Here is a 17,122-nt window from a genome sequence, read left to right on the forward strand (position 1 = left end):
CCGCTTAGTACAGCAGATCCGCATCCACTCGAAGTGGCTTGTCACTGACAAGTTAGTCCACCCGAACCGCTGCTCGCAATCATCTCTGCCGCTGCTGGGGTTGCTATAGGTGTTAACGCCAGAAGCCCGCCCCGCCAAACGGCAGGACGGGCTTCTGTGCAAGCGGATTTAGCGCTTGGAGTACTGCTGGGCCTTACGGGCCTTCTTGAGACCGGCCTTCTTACGCTCGATGACACGGGCGTCGCGGGACAGGTAACCGGCCTTCTTCAGGGTGGGGCGGTTGTTCTCGACGTCGATCTCGTTCAGTGAACGGGCGATGCCGAGGCGCAGTGCGCCGGCCTGGCCGGAGATGCCGCCACCGTGGATGCGGGCGATGACGTCGTAGGCGCCTTCGAGATCAAGGATCTTGAAGGGCTCGTTGACGTCCTGCTGGTGCAGCTTGTTCGGGAAGTAGTTCGCCAGCTCGCGGCCGTTGATGGTCCACTTGCCGGTGCCGGGCACAACGCGAACGCGTGCAACGGCTTCCTTACGGCGGCCAACAGCTGCGCCGGCAACGGTCAGTGCCGGGCGCTCCTTCTTGGGAGCAGCTTCTGAAGCTGAGCTCTCAGAGGTGTAGCTGGTCAGGTTTTCCTCGGCCTCGACGACCTCGGTGGTCTCTTCGTTCTGAGCCACGATTCTCCTTGTATAGATAAGTTGTTTGGTGGCCAGGACTACTGGGCGACCTGGGTGATTTCGAAAGTCTTGGGCTGCTGGGCGGCGTGCGGGTGCTCAGCACCGCGGTACACCTTCAGCTTGCCGAGCTGCTGGGCAGCAAGGGAGTTCTTGGGGAGCATGCCCTTGATGGCCTTCTCAACGGCGCGGACCGGGTTGGTTTCCAGCAGTTCCGCGTAGTTGACGGAGGTCAGGCCGCCCGGGTAACCGGAGTGGCGGTATGCCCGCTTCTGCTCCAGCTTGGCACCGGTCAGGGCTACCTTTTCAGCGTTGATGATGATGACAAAGTCGCCCATGTCCATGTGGGATGCGAAAGTGGCCTTGTGCTTGCCGCGCAGCAGGATTGCGGTCTGGCTTGCAAGACGACCAAGGACAACGTCGGTGGCGTCAATGACGTGCCACTGGCGGTTGATATCGCCGGGCTTCGGGGTGTACGTACGCACGGTGTTTGCCTCGTTCTTGTTCTGGCGTTCTTGTTTAGGTGTCGCTAGCTCGCGCACCTACTGTCTGCGCGCTACCGGAACAGAGGTGAGGGCTCTATGTAACCAGTCATCCTGAAGTTCCGAATGTGCACGTTGAGTAGTTATCCTGCAACCGGATTCTCAAGCGGGCACGCACCATCGGAATAGGACACGCACAACGACTACCAAGATTAGCGCGTCAGGTGCTTCAGGGTCAAAATGAGGTAGCCGGAGGCCGCTGGGGCCTACGTCGGATCAACAACGTAGGGGTAACAGTGTTGTCAGCGGAGAACTTGAGCCCCACCACCGCGCTCCTAGTTCTTGGCGCCGCACTCCTGGGAGCCACCCTCTCCCCCATCGCGGAGTTCCTGATCGCCAAGGTGATTCCGAGGCTCGGTAACGCACCACGCTTCCAGACAAGAATTACGACGGCGGCACTCACCGGCGTCGCGTGCGCCGCCTTTGCCCTTCATTTTGGCATTTCTTTCGGCCTACCGGCCTTCCTATTCCTAGCGGTATTAGGCGTGCAGCTGGCACGGATAGATGTAGCACTCCATCTGCTGCCCAATCCCCTCGTACTGACACTTTTAGCCGGCGGTCTTTTACTTCTTTTATTGCCAGGAGTATTTGGTAAGCAATCTGAGGATGTGCTTCGCGCAGCCCTGGGAGCCGTCATCTTGTTTGCCGGCTACCTGATGTTGGGACTTATTTCGCCCGGCGGCATCGGAATGGGCGACGTGAAGCTTGCCGCGCCTGTCGGTCTTTACCTGGGGTACCTAGGTTGGAGCCAACTCCTCTACGGCGGCCTCTTAGGGTTCATCCTGAACGGCGTGGCCACGGTGCTTGTGCTCAGCAGAAAAGGCCGCAATAAAGCCACCGAAGTGGCCCACGGCCCCTCCATGCTCGGTGCCCTTGCTGCCGTCACGTTCTTCATTGCCTAGTCCGCATCGCCGTACTTCATTCCGGCGCCGCCGCCGTTTCCGGCAGCAACCCAAGTAGTCCTCCGCGTACCTGCAAACGCCGGCTGAGTACTGGTCCGTCTTTCCGAGTACGTATTTTTTGCGTCAAAGTAAAAAGTCGAGTACTACTACGCATTGTCGCCCCATAGCCCCCGATGACAATCTCTTCTTAGCGAAGTCCAGCCGCTAAAGAGTTATGGGGGCAGCTGGAAATTCGTTGAAATCAAATAAATCCAATTTCACCGAATTAAGGAAATTAAAATGACTCCTCTCATGGTCTCAATGACTGCTTTCATCGCCGGCATCGCCGATCGTTTCAAGACCGAAGAAAAGGGTGCAACTGCTGTTGAGTACGGCCTGATGGTTGCCCTGATCGTTATCGCGGCCATCCTCGGTATCACGGCCGTCGGAGGCCAGCTGCAGGCCCTCTTTGCCGACATCGCCACCCGGCTCTAACAAGCAGGAATATATCGCCAAACCGATGGCGGCTCCCAGGCCATCTGGGAGCCGCCATTGCTTTCCCAGGACGTAAGGATCGAAGCATGCGCAAGAGGAACGAAGAGGGTGCCGCGGCCGTCGAGTTCGCACTCATACTTCCGGTGCTGTTACTCATCTTGATCGGCATCATCGAGTTCTCCTTGGCTTTCAACGCGCAGCTGTCGCTGAACCAAGCAGCTCGTGAAGGAGCTCGGTACATGGCTATCCACAACAACGCAGGTGACGCGGCTACTGCCGCCGGTAATGCTGCCGGTCGATTGGCGCCAGCTTCAGTCAGCACCACCTTCTCCTTCACAGGCGGCGGGACGACATGTGCGGCCGGCAAACAGGTCACAGCAACAACCAGTTACACGCTGACCACCGTAACGGGCTTTCTGGACGCCTTCACGGGAAACATCGCCATGACGGGCAAAGGAACGATGTCATGCGGAGGCTGAACAAGAACACCGACCATGAGCGCGGAGCCACCGCCGTAATGGTGGCGGTCATGATGGTGGTGCTTCTCAGCTTTGGAGCCGTCGCCGTCGATGTGGGCGGGATGTATGCAGAAAAGGCCGTTACACAGAACGGGGCAGATGCGGCAGCCCTGGCGGTTGCACAAAAATGCTCCAAAAACGAAGCCGATCCCGCGTGCGTGACTGGCTCGTCACTTTCGCCCACTTTGGCCAATGCCAATGCCAAAGACAATCTCACGAATGTGGCGTCGACTGTCGTTAATAAAGGAGCAGGCACGGTAACTGTTACCACGAATGCCCAAGACTCCTCCGGGGTCCATTTCTCGACATTCTTCGCCAGGATCTTCGGAACCGACACGACAAATATCAGCGCCGTGGCCGAGGCGAGATGGGGAGGCGCCAAATCGGGTGACATCTTCCCGATTGCCTTCTCTGAATGCGAAGTCGACCTCAGCACGTCAGGCGACGGCGCCATGCAATTTCTGCTCTCCCACGGGACGGGGGCTGGCAAGAAAGATACCTGCCACAGCACCGCCTCTGGGCTTGAGATTCCTGGCGGCTTTGGCTGGTTGGTAACGAGCGGCACCTGCACCGTCAAAGTTGACCTGGCATCACCGTGGGTATCAAGCAATACCGGAAACAATCCCGAGGCCGGCTGCAGCGACATTCTTCAAGGCTGGAAGAACAAGCTCGTCGCAGGGCAGAAGGTGGTAGCGCTGCTGCCGGTTTTCGATCAGACAAGCGGTACGGGCACTGGCTCCAAATTCCACCTGCGAGCCTTTGCTGCCATCGATATTGCCGGCTGGGACCTGGCCAATCAGGATCCATTCCACTACATGCCTGCTTCCGCTCAGGCATTCAAGGATGCGGGTGGCTGGAAGAGCAGCGACCTCGGCATCGTCGGAAAGTTCGTGCGCTACGTCGCCTTGGATGAGGCGTTCGACGTAGGCGGGCCTACCACCTACGGCGGAAACGTCGTAGAGCTCACCAAATAAGACATAAGGAGAATCTCTTGAAAACAAGGCTGCTGGGGGGCCTGGCAGCACTGCTCTTGGCAATTGTCGGATCTGTACTGATGTTCAACTACGCACAGGCTGCCGACAGCCGAGCACAGCAAGGCCTAGATCCCGTCGAAGTACTCGTCGTTCAAAAGGCAATTCCCGCAGGGACACCCGTTGCGGATCTTGCCCAATCCGTAAAGCTGACATCTCTTCCCGGCGCGGCAGTGCCCAAAGATGTCGTCACGTCGCTCTCAGACTTTCCCGGCAAGGTCACCTCTGTCGCCCTAGAGCCGGGTGAGCAGCTTTTAGCACCGCGGCTGGTTGACCCGAATGCCTTGGCGGCCCCTGGAACAGTACCGGTTCCCAAGGGCATGGAAGAGCTTACCCTTCTGCTGGAACCGCAACGCATCCTGGGAGGGCAGCTCAAGGCCGGAGACACCGTTGGGGTCTATACCTCTTACAAGCTGGATGATGCAGCCGCAGCCAGTGCGCCTGTCGGAAACGACGTAAAAGGATTCAAGGAGTTTACAAAACTGGCGTTCCAAAAAGTGTTGGTAACCAGCGTGCAGCAGGCACCTGCCGAAACGTCAAAGAAGGACTCTAATTCGTCATCTGACGGGCCGGCCCTCCCGTCGGGCTCCGTTTACGTGACGCTGGCCCGCGAAGACATCGATGCCACGCAAATCGTGTTCGCGTCAGAGTTCGGAAAGGTCTGGCTGTCGAAGGAGAACAGCGACTCCAAGGACGGCAACCCAGGTGTGATAACCCTCGGAAAGGTCTCGCAATGAGCCGCTTCGTTCTCGTCACCGCATCACAGGATTTCCAGCGCAAAGTATCCCAGGCCGTACGCGGAGCGCTTCACGGTTCAGTTCAGGTGCTGCCACCCTCAGTTTTGTTGGGAGGTCCGCAGGAGCTCTTTGACCGACTCACAGGCGAACCGCCTGAAGTATTGATCCTCGGCCCCGGCCTGCCAGAGGACGATGCCCTAAAACTCGCGACCGTGTTCGATCTTCAGTTTCCGGAAATCAGCCTGGTTCTCGTCGAAGACACGGAACCCGAGCAAGTAATCACCGCAATGCGCGCCGGCATCAGGGATATCGTCAGCCCGAGCGCAGATGCAGACCAACTGCGAATTCTCCTCGAGCGCGCCTGCCTTGCTTCTGCCGGTAGGCGCCGGGGGCTGGTAGCGGCAGCGGGACCAGAACGTGCTCCCGGCCGCGTCATCGCCGTAATGTCACCGAAAGGCGGCGTCGGCAAGACAACCGTAGCCACCAATCTGGCCATCGGCCTGGGCAAGATCGCTCCCATGGGCGTGGTCATCGTCGACTTGGACGTCCAATTTGGAGATGTGGCCAGCGGTCTCCTCTTGGAACCCGAACACACACTAAAAGATGCTGTCAGTGGTGCGGCTTTCCAGGACTCCATGGTCCTGAAGGCCTTCCTCACAGTACATCCCAGTGGAATCTACGCACTATGTGCGCCCAGTAGCCCCAGCGAAGCAGACCACATCAGTGGAGAGGCAGTTAGCCACCTGCTTAGCCAGATGGCCGCTGAATTCCAGTACGTGATCGTGGATACAACCCCGGGACTTGGCGAGCACGTCTTGGCAACTTTGGAGCAAGCCACCGATGCTGTCTGGGTTTGTGGAATGGACGTACCAAGCATCCGGGGGCTTCACACTAGTTTCTCAATCCTGCGCGAGCTGCAGCTTATGCCACAGGGAAGGCACGTGGTACTCAATTTTGCTGATCGCAGGAGTGGACTGACTGTCCAAGATGTAGAGGCCACCATAGGTGTTCCCGTCGATACGGTGATTCCGCGTTCCCGCGCTGTCCCCTTTTCCACAAACAAAGGGGTTCCTCTTCTACAGGAGTCCTCTCGCGATGCGGCAGCTCGAGCTTTCGGAAAACTCATAGAACGCTTCGACCCGAAGCGAAGCGCACAACCCCAAAGAAAAGTACATCGTCGGATGGTGATCTCATGAGCCTGGCAGAACGACTTCAAGCGGCACGCAGTGGTCCGGCCCCCGCCCAGACTTCTCCATTGCAGGAAACGACTACCCCTACTCTGGAGACAGCAGGTGCCAGCGCGGCACCCGTGGACGCCTTGGCCGGACTCAAGCAACGCGCGGGAAAGGCCCTGTTTGAGCGGCTTGGGGGCCGGCTCACTGATTCCTCGCTCAGCGACGAGGAACTCCGGAAGATTGCGCGCGATGAGCTTAGCACCGTGATCGACGAAGAGCAGGTACCGCTTACGCCGGAAGAACGGCGCCGCTTGATCCGGGACGTGGGAGACGACGTTCTGGGTTACGGCCCTCTCCAGCGGTTCCTGGATGATCCTTCCATCACGGAGATTATGGTCAACAGGCTTGATCAGATCTACGTTGAGCGGGATGGCAAGCTGCTCTTAACGGACAGCCGCTTCAGCAGCGAGGAACACCTCCGCAAAGTCATCGAGCGCATCGTGGCAAAGGTTGGTCGACGTATCGACGAGTCTTCGCCCCTGGTCGACGCACGGTTGGAAGATGGATCCCGTGTCAACGCCATCATCCCGCCGTTGGCCGTGAACGGTTCTTCGCTGACTATCAGGAAGTTCAGCAAAGTTCCGCTAACCGTCCAGAACCTAATCGATTTCGGTACTTTGACGCCACAAATGGCAGAGCTTCTCGATGCCTGTGTTCGGGCAAAGCTCAACATCATCGTTTCCGGGGGCACCGGCACCGGCAAGACGACGCTCCTCAACGTGCTGTCGTCGTTCATCCCGGCGGACGATCGCATCGTCACCATTGAAGATGCCGTTGAATTGCAGCTGCAGCAAAGTCACGTGGTCAGGCTGGAAAGCAGGCCCCCGAACATTGAGGGCAAGGGGGCAGTCACGATCCGTGAGCTGGTCCGCAACTCCCTTCGCATGCGCCCTGACCGCATCGTCGTAGGCGAGGTTCGAGGGGGGGAAAGCCTGGATATGTTGCAGGCCATGAATACAGGCCACGATGGCTCCATATCGACGGTCCATGCAAACTCCCCCCGGGACGCGATCTCCCGGCTGGAGACGCTGGTTCTTATGGCCGGCATGGACCTGCCCCTGCGGGCCATTCGCGAGCAAGTCTCATCCGCGGTTAACCTCATCGTGCACCTTTCGCGCTTGCGGGACGGCACGCGCCGGGTTACACACATCACGGAAGTACAGGGAATGGAAGGGGATATTGTCACTCTCCAAGACGCCTTCGTCTTTGACTACAGCGCTGGTGTTGACAGATATGGCAGGTTCCTTGGCCAGCCGGTTTCCACGGGCATCCGTCCTCGTTTCATAGATCACTTTGCCGAGCTTGGGATTTCGGTGTCGCCAGGCATCTTTTCCGGCACCACAGCACAGCTGGCGAGGCGGTAATCATGCATGGTCAAGAGATTTTCCTTGCCGGCGTGGTCCTCCTGGGAACCTCACTCGCTACTGCGGTACTCGTCGTCTTCAAACCGGCGAGCGGTTCTCTGCCGATAAGCAGGCGGCGGCCGCTCGGTACAACAGAACAGACAGCGATAAGCCGTGCTGCCTCTTCTGCCGTGCAACTCGCCGAAAGGTTACTGGCCGGAAGAAAAAGCACCACACCCAGATCAAATAGCCTCCTCAGTCTTGCGGGAGTTTCTCTTCCCCAAGCGGACTTCGTGGTTCTCGTCGCAGCCGCCACGGCGGTTGGTGGCCTTGCTGGACTGATTCTCCAGGGGATTGGGCTCGGCCTCCTGGTGGCTTTGGCAATTCCAGTGGTGGCAAGAGTCGGCTTGTCGATACTCATTCAGCGGAGGCGGGCCGCTTTTGAGGCCCAGTTGGGCGAAACCCTGACCATGATCTCCGGCGGACTCCGGGCGGGACACAGCGTTCTACGAGCGATTGACGCAGTCGCTCAGGAGGCCAGCGAACCGACCGCAACTGAGTTCTCCCGTGTTGTCAATGAGACACGGCTTGGCCGAGATCTCCAGGATTCACTAAATGAAGTTTCTGTACGTATGAAGAGCGAGGACTTTAGCTGGATGGCCCAGGCCATCGAAATCAACCGGGAAGTCGGTGGAGATCTTGCAGAGGTGTTTGATCAGGTCGGCGAAACTATCCGCGAACGGACTCAGATAAAGGGGACCGTCAAGGCCCTAAGCGCAGAAGGCAAACTAAGCGCCATTATTCTCATGGCACTTCCAGTCCTGCTATTCATTCTGATCGGACTGGCGAACCCCAAATATATGGGGGCACTGACCGGACATCCTGTCGGCTGGATATTGCTGGGCATCGCTGCCGTGATGATGACGATCGGCGGAATCTGGGTCCACAAAATTAGCGATTTGAAATTTTGAGGGGTGAACAGTGCAACCAATAGCCTGGGGCATCATCGCCCTGACAGTAATTCCAGTGTCCTTCCTCGCATGGTCCGTAATCGTTACGGACCGCAGGTCGCGTGTGCTGATCCAGGGCAACCTGAGCAAGGGAATAGATGTACCCGCCAACGCCGTATCCAGCCAGAACATGAATCTGGAGAGGTTCGCGGCCCGCGTCACGCCCAAAGGTTATGCAGCAAAGCTCGACAGACTGCTTGCATTGGCTGGCCGGCCCGCCGCTATGCCTCTCCCGCGCCTTTTGGTAGCAAAGCCCGCCATCGCGCTGATAGCAGCCATCATCATGATGCTCTTCCTCAGCCGGGGGGCGACACCCCAGTTGGTACTGCTGGCTGTCTTCACCACCTTGCTCGGGTACTTCGTCCCCGACTTGCTGATCTACAGTCGGGGTTCCGAGAGGCAAAAGAAGATTCAGCTTGAACTACCGAACACCTTGGATCAAATGTTGATTTCGGTTGAGGCAGGGCTAGGTTTTGAATCGGCAATGGCAAGGGCTGGTCACAACGGAAAGGGTCCCCTTGCGGAGGAACTGATTCGGACCCTTCAAGACATGCAGGTGGGCCGCAGTCGTCGAGACTCGTATACCGCCCTGGCGGATCGCAGCAATGTCCAGGATCTGCGGAACTTCGTTCGAGCAGTTGTACAGGCTGACACTTACGGCATTGCGATAGCAAAGGTTTTGAAAGCCCAAGCCGGAGACATGCGGGTCAAGCGGCGGCAGCGAGCAGAGCACAAAGCAATGAAACTCCCAGTTCTGGTCCTGTTTCCACTCCTGCTCTTCATCTTTCCCGTAATTTTCATCATCATCCTGGGCCCGGCAGTTATCAACATCATCCAAGCCTTCAGCTGATCCACCCCCGCCCGAAAGACCGGACCCCCTCGGCACCCAGAACCGAGGGGGTCCTTTTGTGTGCACACGGGTTAGAAAAACCCAGTTTCGGGGCTCTTCGTGGTTGATGGTGAAACAGGTTCGTGTCTTGAAAGCTGAAGGGCTCGTAGCCCTGCTGTGATGGATGTTCTCTACGCATTCATCAAGTCAGGAGCTACGAGCCTTGATCGAGCCTACTTCGCCGCGCCCCGATGCTGCCACCGCAATTTTCAACCTGCCCGACTACCGCGTCACCGATACTGAGATCCTCGCTTTCGGGCAGCGCCGGATCCAAGTCGTGGCCACCGCCGAGGCCGGCTGCCCATCCTGCGGCGTCATCAGCACCCGCGTTCATTCCCGCCGGCCACAACGCCTGCGTGACATCCCCGTCGCCGGGCCGGTCGAAGTGGTCTGGGCCAAGCGGAGATTCTTCTGCGATGAGTACCTGTGCCCGCGCCAGACATTCACCGAGGAAACAACCCAGGTCCCGCGCCGGGCACGGTCCACCCATCGGCTCCGTGAGGCCCTGGTTGCCGCCGTCATCGGATCCGGCAGGGCAGCCGCCGAGGCCGCCGCTTCTTTCGGAGTCTCATGGTGGCTCGTGCAGCGGGCCCTGGACTCTGCGGCGCTGACGCTGCCCGATGTCGACGCCCTTGCACCGCGGATGCTCGGCATCGATGAACATCGCTACCGGTCCGTGCGGTTCTTCCGCGACCCGGCCACCAAGGCCTGGAAACGCTACGAACCATGGATGACCACCATCGTCGATCTTGACACCGGACAAGTCCTAGGGATCGTTGACGGCCGCGACAGTGAGGGCGTCGGGGACTGGCTTTTCGCCCGTCCGCTCGAATGGCGCCTGGGCGTGCAGGTCGTTGCCATCGACCCATCCGCCGCTTTCCGCAAAGCCCTGCGGATGTGGCTGCCACGCACCGCTGTCTCAGTCGATGCATTTCACCTGGTCAAGCTTGGCAACGACATGCTCACCGAAGTCCGGCAGCGCCTCACGCAGCAGGTTCATGGCCGGCGGGGACGCGCCATCGACCCGGTATGGGCAAATCGGCGACTGCTCCTGCGGGCCGGGGACACACTCTCGGACCGGGCACGGAACAGGCTCAGCACCGTGTTCGACACCGACGACGCCACCGGGAAGTTGCAGGCCGCGTGGCTGGTCAAGGAACAGCTCCGCGCCCTGCTGACCACCGGGTCCCTCGCCCACGCGGCCGCCGCGAAAGACCAGCTTCAGACACTGGTTGTCAAAGCCGCGCAGCCCGAAACCAACCGGCTCTGGCGGACGGTCTGCCGCTGGTGGAAAGAGATCGAAGTGCTCATCGTCACCGGTGCGACAACCGCGAAAGTGGAAGCCAACAACACCGCGATCAAGCACATAAAGAGGACCGGCCGGGGATTCACCAACGCACGCAACTACAAAACGCGTATCCTGTTGCGCAGTGCCGCCAGAACAGCGGCATGAACATCCTTCACGGCAGAACATTCACCACGAACCGTGAAGAGCCAGTTTCGGCCCAGCAAAAGCCAAGCAAAAGCGCAGGAAAAGTACACGGCGTAAAGGCTTTGCGCAGAATGCTGCAAGATCGGGTCAATGTCGAATCAAGCGTTGCTAACTTCGATTCAGTGCTGGTGCAGGGCCAGCCAATCCGTCTCGCTCAGGAGTACACAATGCTTTCTCTCTACACCAACTTCATGATCCGCCTTCGCAACAGCGAAAAGGGCGCAACCGCCGTCGAATACGGCATCATGGTCGCCCTCATCGCAGTTGTCATCATCGTCGCCGTCTCGCTGCTCGGTAACAACCTCACCGGACTCTTCAACAACGTGGCAGGAAAAGTTTCCCCCACTGGTGGCGCGACCGCCGTCGCCACCCCGTAGTAACACGCCCCCGCCGTTCCGGACCCCATATCGAAACGGCGACACTCTGCTCGGCAGAAGCAAGCAATTCAAGAGGAGGAGCAGCAGGTGAAACGTGATTCGGAACGCGGCGCGGCCGCCGTCGAATTCGCGATCCTGCTGCCCCTCCTCTTGATGCTTGTGCTGGGGACCATTGAGTTCGGCCGGGCCTACAACGCCCAAATCACCCTGACCAACGCGGCCCGGGAGGGCGTGCGTGTCATGGCCATCAACAACAGCCCCACCGCTGCCGCAACTGCAGTTCAAAACGCTGCAGCATCGGTAAGCTCAACCCTTCCCTCATCAGCCGTCACTGTGAGCCCCATCACGTGCAGCACGGGCACCCAAGTGACGGTCACCGTCAAGTACACACTTTCCACCATCACCGGAATTGCCGGGCCGTTCGCGATGACGGGCAAAGGAGTCATGCTGTGCGGCGGCTGAAATTAGTCCTGCAAGACGGCAAGTCACGCAACCAGCGCGGCGCCATTTCGGTGATCGTTGCCATCGTTATGGTGGTCCTGCTGGGCTCTGCAGCCATTGCTGTTGACGTAGGAGTGCTGTATTCGGAGCACGCCCAACTGCAGAATGGCGCAGACGCTGCCGCCATAGGTGTCGCCCAGAAATGCGCCCGGGACTCCTCAGATACCCTATGCACCACATCGACGTTGGCCGCCACTCTTGCCAACCAGAATGCACTGGACGGCAGCAGCAACGTCCGCTCCATTGCCCTGGAAACGACAAACCGGAAGGTGGTCGTAAATACGACGGCGGCAGAAAAGGGCGCACCTCCCGACTCTGTCTCGCTCTTTTTCGCGGACGTCCTGGGGGTTCCGACGGCGAAGGTGGGGGCCAAGTCGTCCGCCGTTTGGGGCAGCCCGAAGGCCGGAACAACCGCGTTCCCCCTCGCCTTCTCCATCTGCCAAGTCAAAGGTTATGTGGACGGCGCCATTCAACTCCTGCAGGATCACGGTCAAAATGCCAACGCCTCCTGCAACTACGGCCCGTCCGGCGCGGCGGTCGCCGGAGGATACGGATGGTTGAAGCAAGACACGGGTAAGTGCGGTGCCACCATCGACCTCGCGGTCAGCGAAGGCGGCAGCGATCCGGGCAACAATGCTCCAGGTAACTGCGACGCCACGCTGAACAAGTGGGGCGCCGACATTACGGCTGGAAGAAAAGTTATCGTTCTGCTCCCCGTTTACAACCAGATTACCGGCACCGGCAACGGCGCAATCTACAGCCTCATTTCATTTGCTGCATTCGATGTGACGGGCTGGCGGTTCAGCGGTGGTACGGGCCTTCCCTACGAGTTCCAAAGCACTAAGTCAACGGCAACGGGTGTCACCACTGCGACACAGTGCACAGGGAACTGCCGAGGCGTGATCGGCAGGTTCGTGACCTATGTGTCCCTCGCTGACGGCTACACCCTCGGGCCCGTTGACCCCTACGGCGCCACCATCGTGCGCCTCGGCCTCTAGCACTACCCACATCAGGAGAACCACGTGAAATCTCGCATGCTCGCCGGCACGGCCGCCGTAGCCCTGGCGCTTGTGGGAGCCCTTCTCATCATCGTCTACGCGAACGGCGCCGACGCACGGGCGATGGCCAGTACCAATCCCAAGAAAGTGCTGGTCGTCCAAAAGGCGATCCCCGCCGGAACACCGGTGAATGACATGACAGCCTCACTCGTGATCGAGGACGTACCCGCCGCTGGTGTTGCCACCACCGCCCTTACTTCACTGGACGGCAAGGGCGGAACCGTCGCCGCTGTCGACCTGGTCCCCGGCGAACAGCTCCTGGCCGAACGCCTCGTAACCCCCAAGGATGCCAAGGCCAGTGGCTCTGTCAAAGTGCCCGCCGGCCTCCAGGAAGTCACGTTCGAACTCGAAGCCAAACGCGTTGTAGGCGGCAGGATCGAGGCCGGTGACCATGTCGGCGTCGGGTTCAGCTTTGGTGCAGAGAAGGCAAAAGCAGGAGAGCCGACAACCCAGCTCACCCTTCGCAAGGTCCTGGTCACAGCCGTCCAGCGGGCTCCTCAGGCAACAGCCAAGCCAACGGACGGAACCAATCCCCAGGACACCACCCTCCCCCAGGGGTCATTCATGATCACGGTCGCGGTCAACGACATCGACGCCACCAAGATCATCTACTCCTCAAACAACGGTGACCTCTGGCTCACCAAGGAACCCCTCGACGCCCAGGACAACGGCGGCTTCATCGCCAGGAAGGACACGGTGTACAAATGAGCCGTTTCGTCCTCCTCTCCCCCAACGCCGAGTTCGACCAAAAGCTGCGCGCCGCCGTCGCCCACGGCCTGCGCGGAACCGTGCAGACCATCGCCAGTGACATCCTCCCCGCAGGCCCGGCGGAGCTGTTCGGCCTCCTCAACCAGGAGCAGCCCGAAGTCCTCATCATCGGACCGGATGTTCCTTATGAAGAGGCACTCCGTTTCGCCAAGGTCTTCGACGTCCAGCTCCCCGGCCTCAGCCTGGTCCTGGTCAGCGACGTGGACCCGGACTTCCTCCTTCACGCCATGCGCGCCGGTATCCGGGACATCCTCAGCCCGCAGGCCGACGCGGCGGAAATCACGGTGCTGCTGGAGCGCGCCTGCCAGTCCTTCGCCACCCGCCACCGCGGCCCGGAGCAACAGCAGGCGGAGAACGGCAGGGGCCTGGTCATTGGCGTCTTCTCCCCCAAGGGCGGCGTAGGCAAGACCACCTTGGCCACCAACATCGCCATCGGGCTGGGCCAGATCGCGCCCATGAGCGTGGTCATCGTGGATCTGGACCTGCAGTTCGGGGACGTCGCCTCCGGCCTCTACCTCAACCCACAGCACACCGTCACGGACGCGGTCACCCCGGCAGCGGCCCAGGACCCCTTGGTCCTCAAGGCCTTCCTCACCGTGCACCCGGCCGGCATCTACGCCCTGTGCGCGCCGCCCAACCCGGTGGACGCGGACCACATCACGCCGGAACAGGTCAGCCACCTTCTGGAACAGCTGGCCCAGGAGTTCCAGTACGTCGTGATCGACACCGCCCCCGGCATGCCGGAAATCGGCCTCGCCGCCATGGAGCAGTGCACCGACGTGGTCTGGGTCAGCGCCATGGACATCCCCAGCCTGCGCGGCCTCCGCTCCGGACTGGAGGTCCTCCGCCAGCTGGACATCATGCCCGAATCCCGCCACGTCGTCCTGAACATGGCCGACGCCAAGGCCGGCCTGAACGTCCAGGACGTCGAATCCACCATCGGCGCGCCCGTGGACGTCAGCGTCCCCCGGTCCAGGGCCGTGGCACTGTCCACCAATCGCGGCATCCCGGTCCTCCAGGAATCCAGGAAAGACCCCGCCGTCAAAAGCCTCCGCCAGCTCGTGGAGCGCTTCAACCCGGCCTGGCGCGCACAGGCACAGCGGAAGCTTCACCGAAGGGTGGTTATCTGATGAAACTCTCCGAACGAATCAATGCGGTCCAGTCGCGCAATCAGGCCGCATCCCCGGGCACGGGCACCGGCACAGCCCTCCTCGAGGCGCCTCGTCCGGCGCCCGCTCCTTTGCCGTCCCCGGCGGAAAGCGCCGAGCGGCAGCTTCCGGCATATGCCGCCGTCGTGCATTCAACGCACGACGCCGTCGCGCAGCAGGTGCCCACGGCACCGAAGGTGGACGTCTTCGCAGCCATGAAGGACAGGGCGGCCACCGCGCTTTTCGAGCGTATGGGAACGCGCTTCAACGACGCCGCCGTCACCGAGCAGGAACTGCGGAGCACCGCCAAGGAGGAGCTCACCCGCATCATCGACGCCGAGCAGGTGCCGCTGACCCCCGAGGAACGCACCCGCCTGGTCCGCGACGTTGCCGATGACGTGCTGGGCTACGGTCCCCTCCAGCGCCTGCTGGACGATCCCGCCGTCACGGAAATCATGGTCAACCGCATGGACCAGATCTACGTGGAACGCAAGGGCAAGCTCACGCTCACCGAGTCCCGTTTCAGCTCCGAGGAGCACCTGCGCAAGGTCATCGAACGCATCGTGTCCAAGGTGGGCCGCCGCATCGACGAGTCCTCGCCGCTGGTGGACGCGCGCCTTGAGGACGGCTCCCGTGTCAACGCGGTCATCCCGCCGCTGGCCGTGGGCGGTTCCTCGCTGACCATCCGAAAGTTCAGCAAGACCCCACTGACGGTCCGCAACCTGATCGATTTCGGCACGCTGACGCCGGAAATGGCCGAACTGTTGAACGCCTGCGTCAAAGCGAAGCTGAACATCATCGTCTCCGGCGGTACCGGCACGGGAAAGACCACGCTGCTCAACGTTCTGTCCTCATTCCTGCCCCACGACGAACGCATTGTCACCATCGAGGACGCCGTGGAGCTGCAGATCCAGCAGGACCATGTGGTCCGGCTGGAGAGCCGGCCGCCCAACACCGAAGGCAAGGGCGCGGTGACCATCCGGGAGCTCCTCCGCAACTCCCTCCGTATGCGTCCGGACCGGATCGTGGTGGGTGAGGTCCGTGGCGGCGAATCGCTGGACATGCTGCAGGCCATGAACACCGGCCACGACGGCTCCCTTTCCACCGTGCACTCCAACTCCCCGCGTGACGCGGTGGCCCGCCTGGAAACCCTGGTGCTGATGGCCGGTATGGACCTGCCGCTGCGCGCCATCCGGGAGCAGATCGCCTCTGCCGTGAACCTCATCGTCCAGATTTCCAGGCTCCGCGACGGGTCCCGGCGCATCACTCACGTAACGGAGGTGCAGGGCATGGAAGGCGACATCGTCACCCTCCAGGATGCCTTCGTGTTCGACTATTCAGCAGGCGTGGACGCCCAGGGACGGTTCCTTGGCCGTCCTGTTGCCACGGGCATCCGGCCGCGGTTCATCGACAGGTTCGAGGACTTGGGCATCCACGTGTCCCCCGAGGTGTTTGCCACCCCGCTGGGCCCGGGCGGGAAGTAGGGACTGAGCCATGATCATCGCCATCGGAAGCGTCACCCTGCTGGCAGCCATCTGCCTGCTCGGGGTCGCCGTGCTCCTGCCAAGCGCGCCCTCAGTGCCGCTGGACCGCCGTCGTCCGTTTGAACCCGAGCCGCCATCCTCCATAACGCGCCTGGCACAGTCCGGGGTCCGGTCGTTCGAACGGCTGCTCGCCGGGCGCAACGTCAAGCTCTTCTCACGTGCGGAACTGGAAAACGCCGGCCTTCGCCTCAGCCAGGCCGAATTCTTCCTGCTGGTCGGCATCGGCGCTTGCGTCGGAATGCTGGTGGGCACTGTCACCGTGGGTCCCCTGGTGGGACTGCTGCTCGCCCTGCTCGCCCCGTTCGTGGGCAAACTGGTCCTCGGTTTCCTGGCCGGCAAGCGCCGCACCGCCTTCGACGGGCAACTGGGCGACACGCTGCAGCTGCTCTCCGGCGGCCTGCGGGCAGGACACAGCATCCTGCGCGCCATCGACGCAGCGGCGGCTGAGTCCCAGAAGCCGACGTCCGAGGAGATGCGGCGGGTGATCACCGAAACCAGCCTGGGCCGCGACCTGCTCGCCGCCCTCAATGACACCGCCGATCGGATGAAGAACGAGGACTTCGTCTGGATCTCGCAGGCCATCCAGATCAACCGCGAAGTGGGTGGCAACCTGGCCGAGGTCCTGGACCAGGTCAACGAGACCATCCGCGAACGCGCGGAGATCAAGGGCCACATCAAAGCCCTCGCGGCCGAAGGCAAATTCTCCGCGTACATCCTGATCGCCATGCCGTTCGGCATTGTGGCCATGCTGCTCGCAGTGAGCCCGAGCTACATGAACTCGATGTTCACCCATCCCCTGGGATGGGTAATGATCGGCGCCTCGTTTGTCCTGATGACCATCGGCGCGCTGTGGATGCGCAAGATCATCGACCTGAAGTTCTGAG

At 60.8% G+C, this 17,122-nt stretch carries 19 protein-coding genes; 17 read left to right on the plus strand and 2 right to left on the minus strand.

Going from position 1 to position 17,122, the window contains the following annotated elements:
- Window positions 1-168: 168 nt before the first annotated feature.
- Together rpsI and rplM are read right to left on the minus strand one after the other, a co-directional pair.
- Window positions 169-672 carry a 30S ribosomal protein S9 gene (gene rpsI, locus LFT49_RS14815; RefSeq protein WP_236799076.1) on the minus strand — a complete coding sequence of 168 codons (504 nt, stop codon included), beginning with the start codon at window positions 670-672 and terminating at the stop codon, window positions 169-171.
- Between the two features lie 38 nt (window positions 673-710).
- Window positions 711-1,154: a 50S ribosomal protein L13 gene (rplM, locus tag LFT49_RS14820; RefSeq protein WP_043454696.1), complete on the minus strand. Its 444-nt coding sequence runs from the start codon at window positions 1,152-1,154 to the stop codon at window positions 711-713.
- A 311-nt stretch (window positions 1,155-1,465) separates the two neighbouring features.
- Here rplM and LFT49_RS14825 point away from each other — a divergent pair, with 311 nt between their 5' ends.
- The 17 genes from LFT49_RS14825 to LFT49_RS14905 all read left to right on the plus strand — a co-directional run bounded on the left by LFT49_RS14825 (window position 1,466) and on the right by LFT49_RS14905 (window position 17,121).
- Window positions 1,466-2,113, plus strand: coding sequence for a prepilin peptidase (locus LFT49_RS14825; RefSeq protein WP_236820167.1), 648 nt, complete (start codon window positions 1,466-1,468; stop codon window positions 2,111-2,113).
- A 279-nt stretch (window positions 2,114-2,392) separates the two neighbouring features.
- Window positions 2,393-2,587 carry a Flp family type IVb pilin gene (locus LFT49_RS14830; protein WP_237428626.1) on the plus strand — a complete coding sequence of 65 codons (195 nt, stop codon included), beginning with the start codon at window positions 2,393-2,395 and terminating at the stop codon, window positions 2,585-2,587.
- A gap of 86 nt (window positions 2,588-2,673) precedes the next feature.
- Window positions 2,674-3,066, plus strand: a complete 393-nt coding sequence (locus tag LFT49_RS14835) for a TadE/TadG family type IV pilus assembly protein (protein WP_236820169.1) — start codon at window positions 2,674-2,676, stop codon at window positions 3,064-3,066.
- Complete coding sequence (locus LFT49_RS14840) at window positions 3,054-4,079, plus strand: pilus assembly protein TadG-related protein (RefSeq protein ID WP_236820170.1); 1,026 nt, start codon at window positions 3,054-3,056, stop codon at window positions 4,077-4,079. The genes LFT49_RS14835 and LFT49_RS14840 overlap by 13 nt, the downstream gene beginning before the upstream one ends.
- Window positions 4,080-4,096: 17 nt before the next feature.
- A complete protein-coding gene (gene cpaB / locus LFT49_RS14845; RefSeq protein ID WP_236799081.1) occupies window positions 4,097-4,873 on the plus strand; it encodes a Flp pilus assembly protein CpaB in 777 nt (258 codons plus the stop codon).
- Complete coding sequence (locus tag LFT49_RS14850) at window positions 4,870-6,069, plus strand: AAA family ATPase (RefSeq protein ID WP_236799082.1); 1,200 nt, start codon at window positions 4,870-4,872, stop codon at window positions 6,067-6,069. Before cpaB (LFT49_RS14845) ends, LFT49_RS14850 begins: the two co-directional genes overlap by 4 nt.
- Window positions 6,066-7,472: a CpaF family protein gene (locus LFT49_RS14855; protein ID WP_237428627.1), complete on the plus strand. Its 1,407-nt coding sequence runs from the start codon at window positions 6,066-6,068 to the stop codon at window positions 7,470-7,472. Before LFT49_RS14850 ends, LFT49_RS14855 begins: the two co-directional genes overlap by 4 nt.
- 2 nt (window positions 7,473-7,474) lie before the next feature.
- Window positions 7,475-8,422 carry a type II secretion system F family protein gene (locus tag LFT49_RS14860; protein ID WP_237428628.1) on the plus strand — a complete coding sequence of 316 codons (948 nt, stop codon included), beginning with the start codon at window positions 7,475-7,477 and terminating at the stop codon, window positions 8,420-8,422.
- 10 nt (window positions 8,423-8,432) lie between these two features.
- On the plus strand, window positions 8,433-9,311 hold the full coding sequence (locus tag LFT49_RS14865; protein WP_237428629.1) for a type II secretion system F family protein: 879 nt from the start codon (window positions 8,433-8,435) through the stop codon (window positions 9,309-9,311).
- A 202-nt stretch (window positions 9,312-9,513) separates the two neighbouring features.
- Window positions 9,514-10,803, plus strand: coding sequence for an ISL3 family transposase (locus LFT49_RS14870; protein ID WP_237428630.1), 1,290 nt, complete (start codon window positions 9,514-9,516; stop codon window positions 10,801-10,803).
- Window positions 10,800-11,219 carry a Flp family type IVb pilin gene (locus LFT49_RS14875; protein ID WP_237428631.1) on the plus strand — a complete coding sequence of 140 codons (420 nt, stop codon included), beginning with the start codon at window positions 10,800-10,802 and terminating at the stop codon, window positions 11,217-11,219. Before LFT49_RS14870 ends, LFT49_RS14875 begins: the two co-directional genes overlap by 4 nt.
- Before the next feature lie 87 nt (window positions 11,220-11,306).
- Window positions 11,307-11,681 (plus strand): TadE/TadG family type IV pilus assembly protein, encoded by a 375-nt coding sequence (locus tag LFT49_RS14880; RefSeq protein WP_237428632.1) that lies wholly within the window; start codon window positions 11,307-11,309, stop codon window positions 11,679-11,681.
- Window positions 11,669-12,718, plus strand: a complete 1,050-nt coding sequence (locus LFT49_RS14885) for a pilus assembly protein TadG-related protein (RefSeq protein ID WP_237428633.1) — start codon at window positions 11,669-11,671, stop codon at window positions 12,716-12,718. Before LFT49_RS14880 ends, LFT49_RS14885 begins: the two co-directional genes overlap by 13 nt.
- 24 nt (window positions 12,719-12,742) lie before the next feature.
- The gene (gene cpaB, locus LFT49_RS14890) at window positions 12,743-13,486 is read left to right on the plus strand and encodes a Flp pilus assembly protein CpaB (RefSeq protein ID WP_237428634.1); all 744 of its coding nucleotides are present in this window, start codon (window positions 12,743-12,745) and stop codon (window positions 13,484-13,486) included.
- Complete coding sequence (locus LFT49_RS14895) at window positions 13,483-14,676, plus strand: AAA family ATPase (protein ID WP_237428635.1); 1,194 nt, start codon at window positions 13,483-13,485, stop codon at window positions 14,674-14,676. Before cpaB (LFT49_RS14890) ends, LFT49_RS14895 begins: the two co-directional genes overlap by 4 nt.
- Window positions 14,676-16,178 carry a CpaF family protein gene (locus tag LFT49_RS14900; RefSeq protein WP_237428636.1) on the plus strand — a complete coding sequence of 501 codons (1,503 nt, stop codon included), beginning with the start codon at window positions 14,676-14,678 and terminating at the stop codon, window positions 16,176-16,178. The genes LFT49_RS14895 and LFT49_RS14900 overlap by 1 nt, the downstream gene beginning before the upstream one ends.
- A gap of 10 nt (window positions 16,179-16,188) precedes the next feature.
- Window positions 16,189-17,121, plus strand: coding sequence for a type II secretion system F family protein (locus tag LFT49_RS14905; protein ID WP_237428637.1), 933 nt, complete (start codon window positions 16,189-16,191; stop codon window positions 17,119-17,121).
- Window position 17,122: the final 1 nt, after the last annotated feature.

The sequence above is a fragment of the Arthrobacter sp. FW306-06-A genome, assembly GCF_021870055.1.
In the GTDB taxonomy this organism is placed as follows: Bacteria; Actinomycetota; Actinomycetes; order Actinomycetales; family Micrococcaceae; genus Arthrobacter.

Bases quoted from the DNA above. Each gene is read 5' to 3' on its own strand.
- LFT49_RS14830 (WP_237428626.1), top strand. From the start codon at position 2,393: ATGACTCCTCTCATGGTCTCAATGACTGCTTTCATCGCCGGCATCGCC.
- LFT49_RS14835 (WP_236820169.1), top strand. From the start codon at position 2,674: ATGCGCAAGAGGAACGAAGAGGGTGCCGCGGCCGTCGAGTTCGCACTC.
- LFT49_RS14840 (WP_236820170.1), top strand. From the start codon at position 3,054: ATGCGGAGGCTGAACAAGAACACCGACCATGAGCGCGGAGCCACCGCC.
- LFT49_RS14850 (WP_236799082.1), top strand. From the start codon at position 4,870: ATGAGCCGCTTCGTTCTCGTCACCGCATCACAGGATTTCCAGCGCAAA.
- LFT49_RS14855 (WP_237428627.1), top strand. From the start codon at position 6,066: ATGAGCCTGGCAGAACGACTTCAAGCGGCACGCAGTGGTCCGGCCCCC.
- LFT49_RS14860 (WP_237428628.1), top strand. From the start codon at position 7,475: ATGCATGGTCAAGAGATTTTCCTTGCCGGCGTGGTCCTCCTGGGAACC.
- LFT49_RS14875 (WP_237428631.1), top strand. From the start codon at position 10,800: ATGAACATCCTTCACGGCAGAACATTCACCACGAACCGTGAAGAGCCA.
- LFT49_RS14895 (WP_237428635.1), top strand. From the start codon at position 13,483: ATGAGCCGTTTCGTCCTCCTCTCCCCCAACGCCGAGTTCGACCAAAAG.
- LFT49_RS14900 (WP_237428636.1), top strand. From the start codon at position 14,676: ATGAAACTCTCCGAACGAATCAATGCGGTCCAGTCGCGCAATCAGGCC.
- LFT49_RS14905 (WP_237428637.1), top strand. From the start codon at position 16,189: ATGATCATCGCCATCGGAAGCGTCACCCTGCTGGCAGCCATCTGCCTG.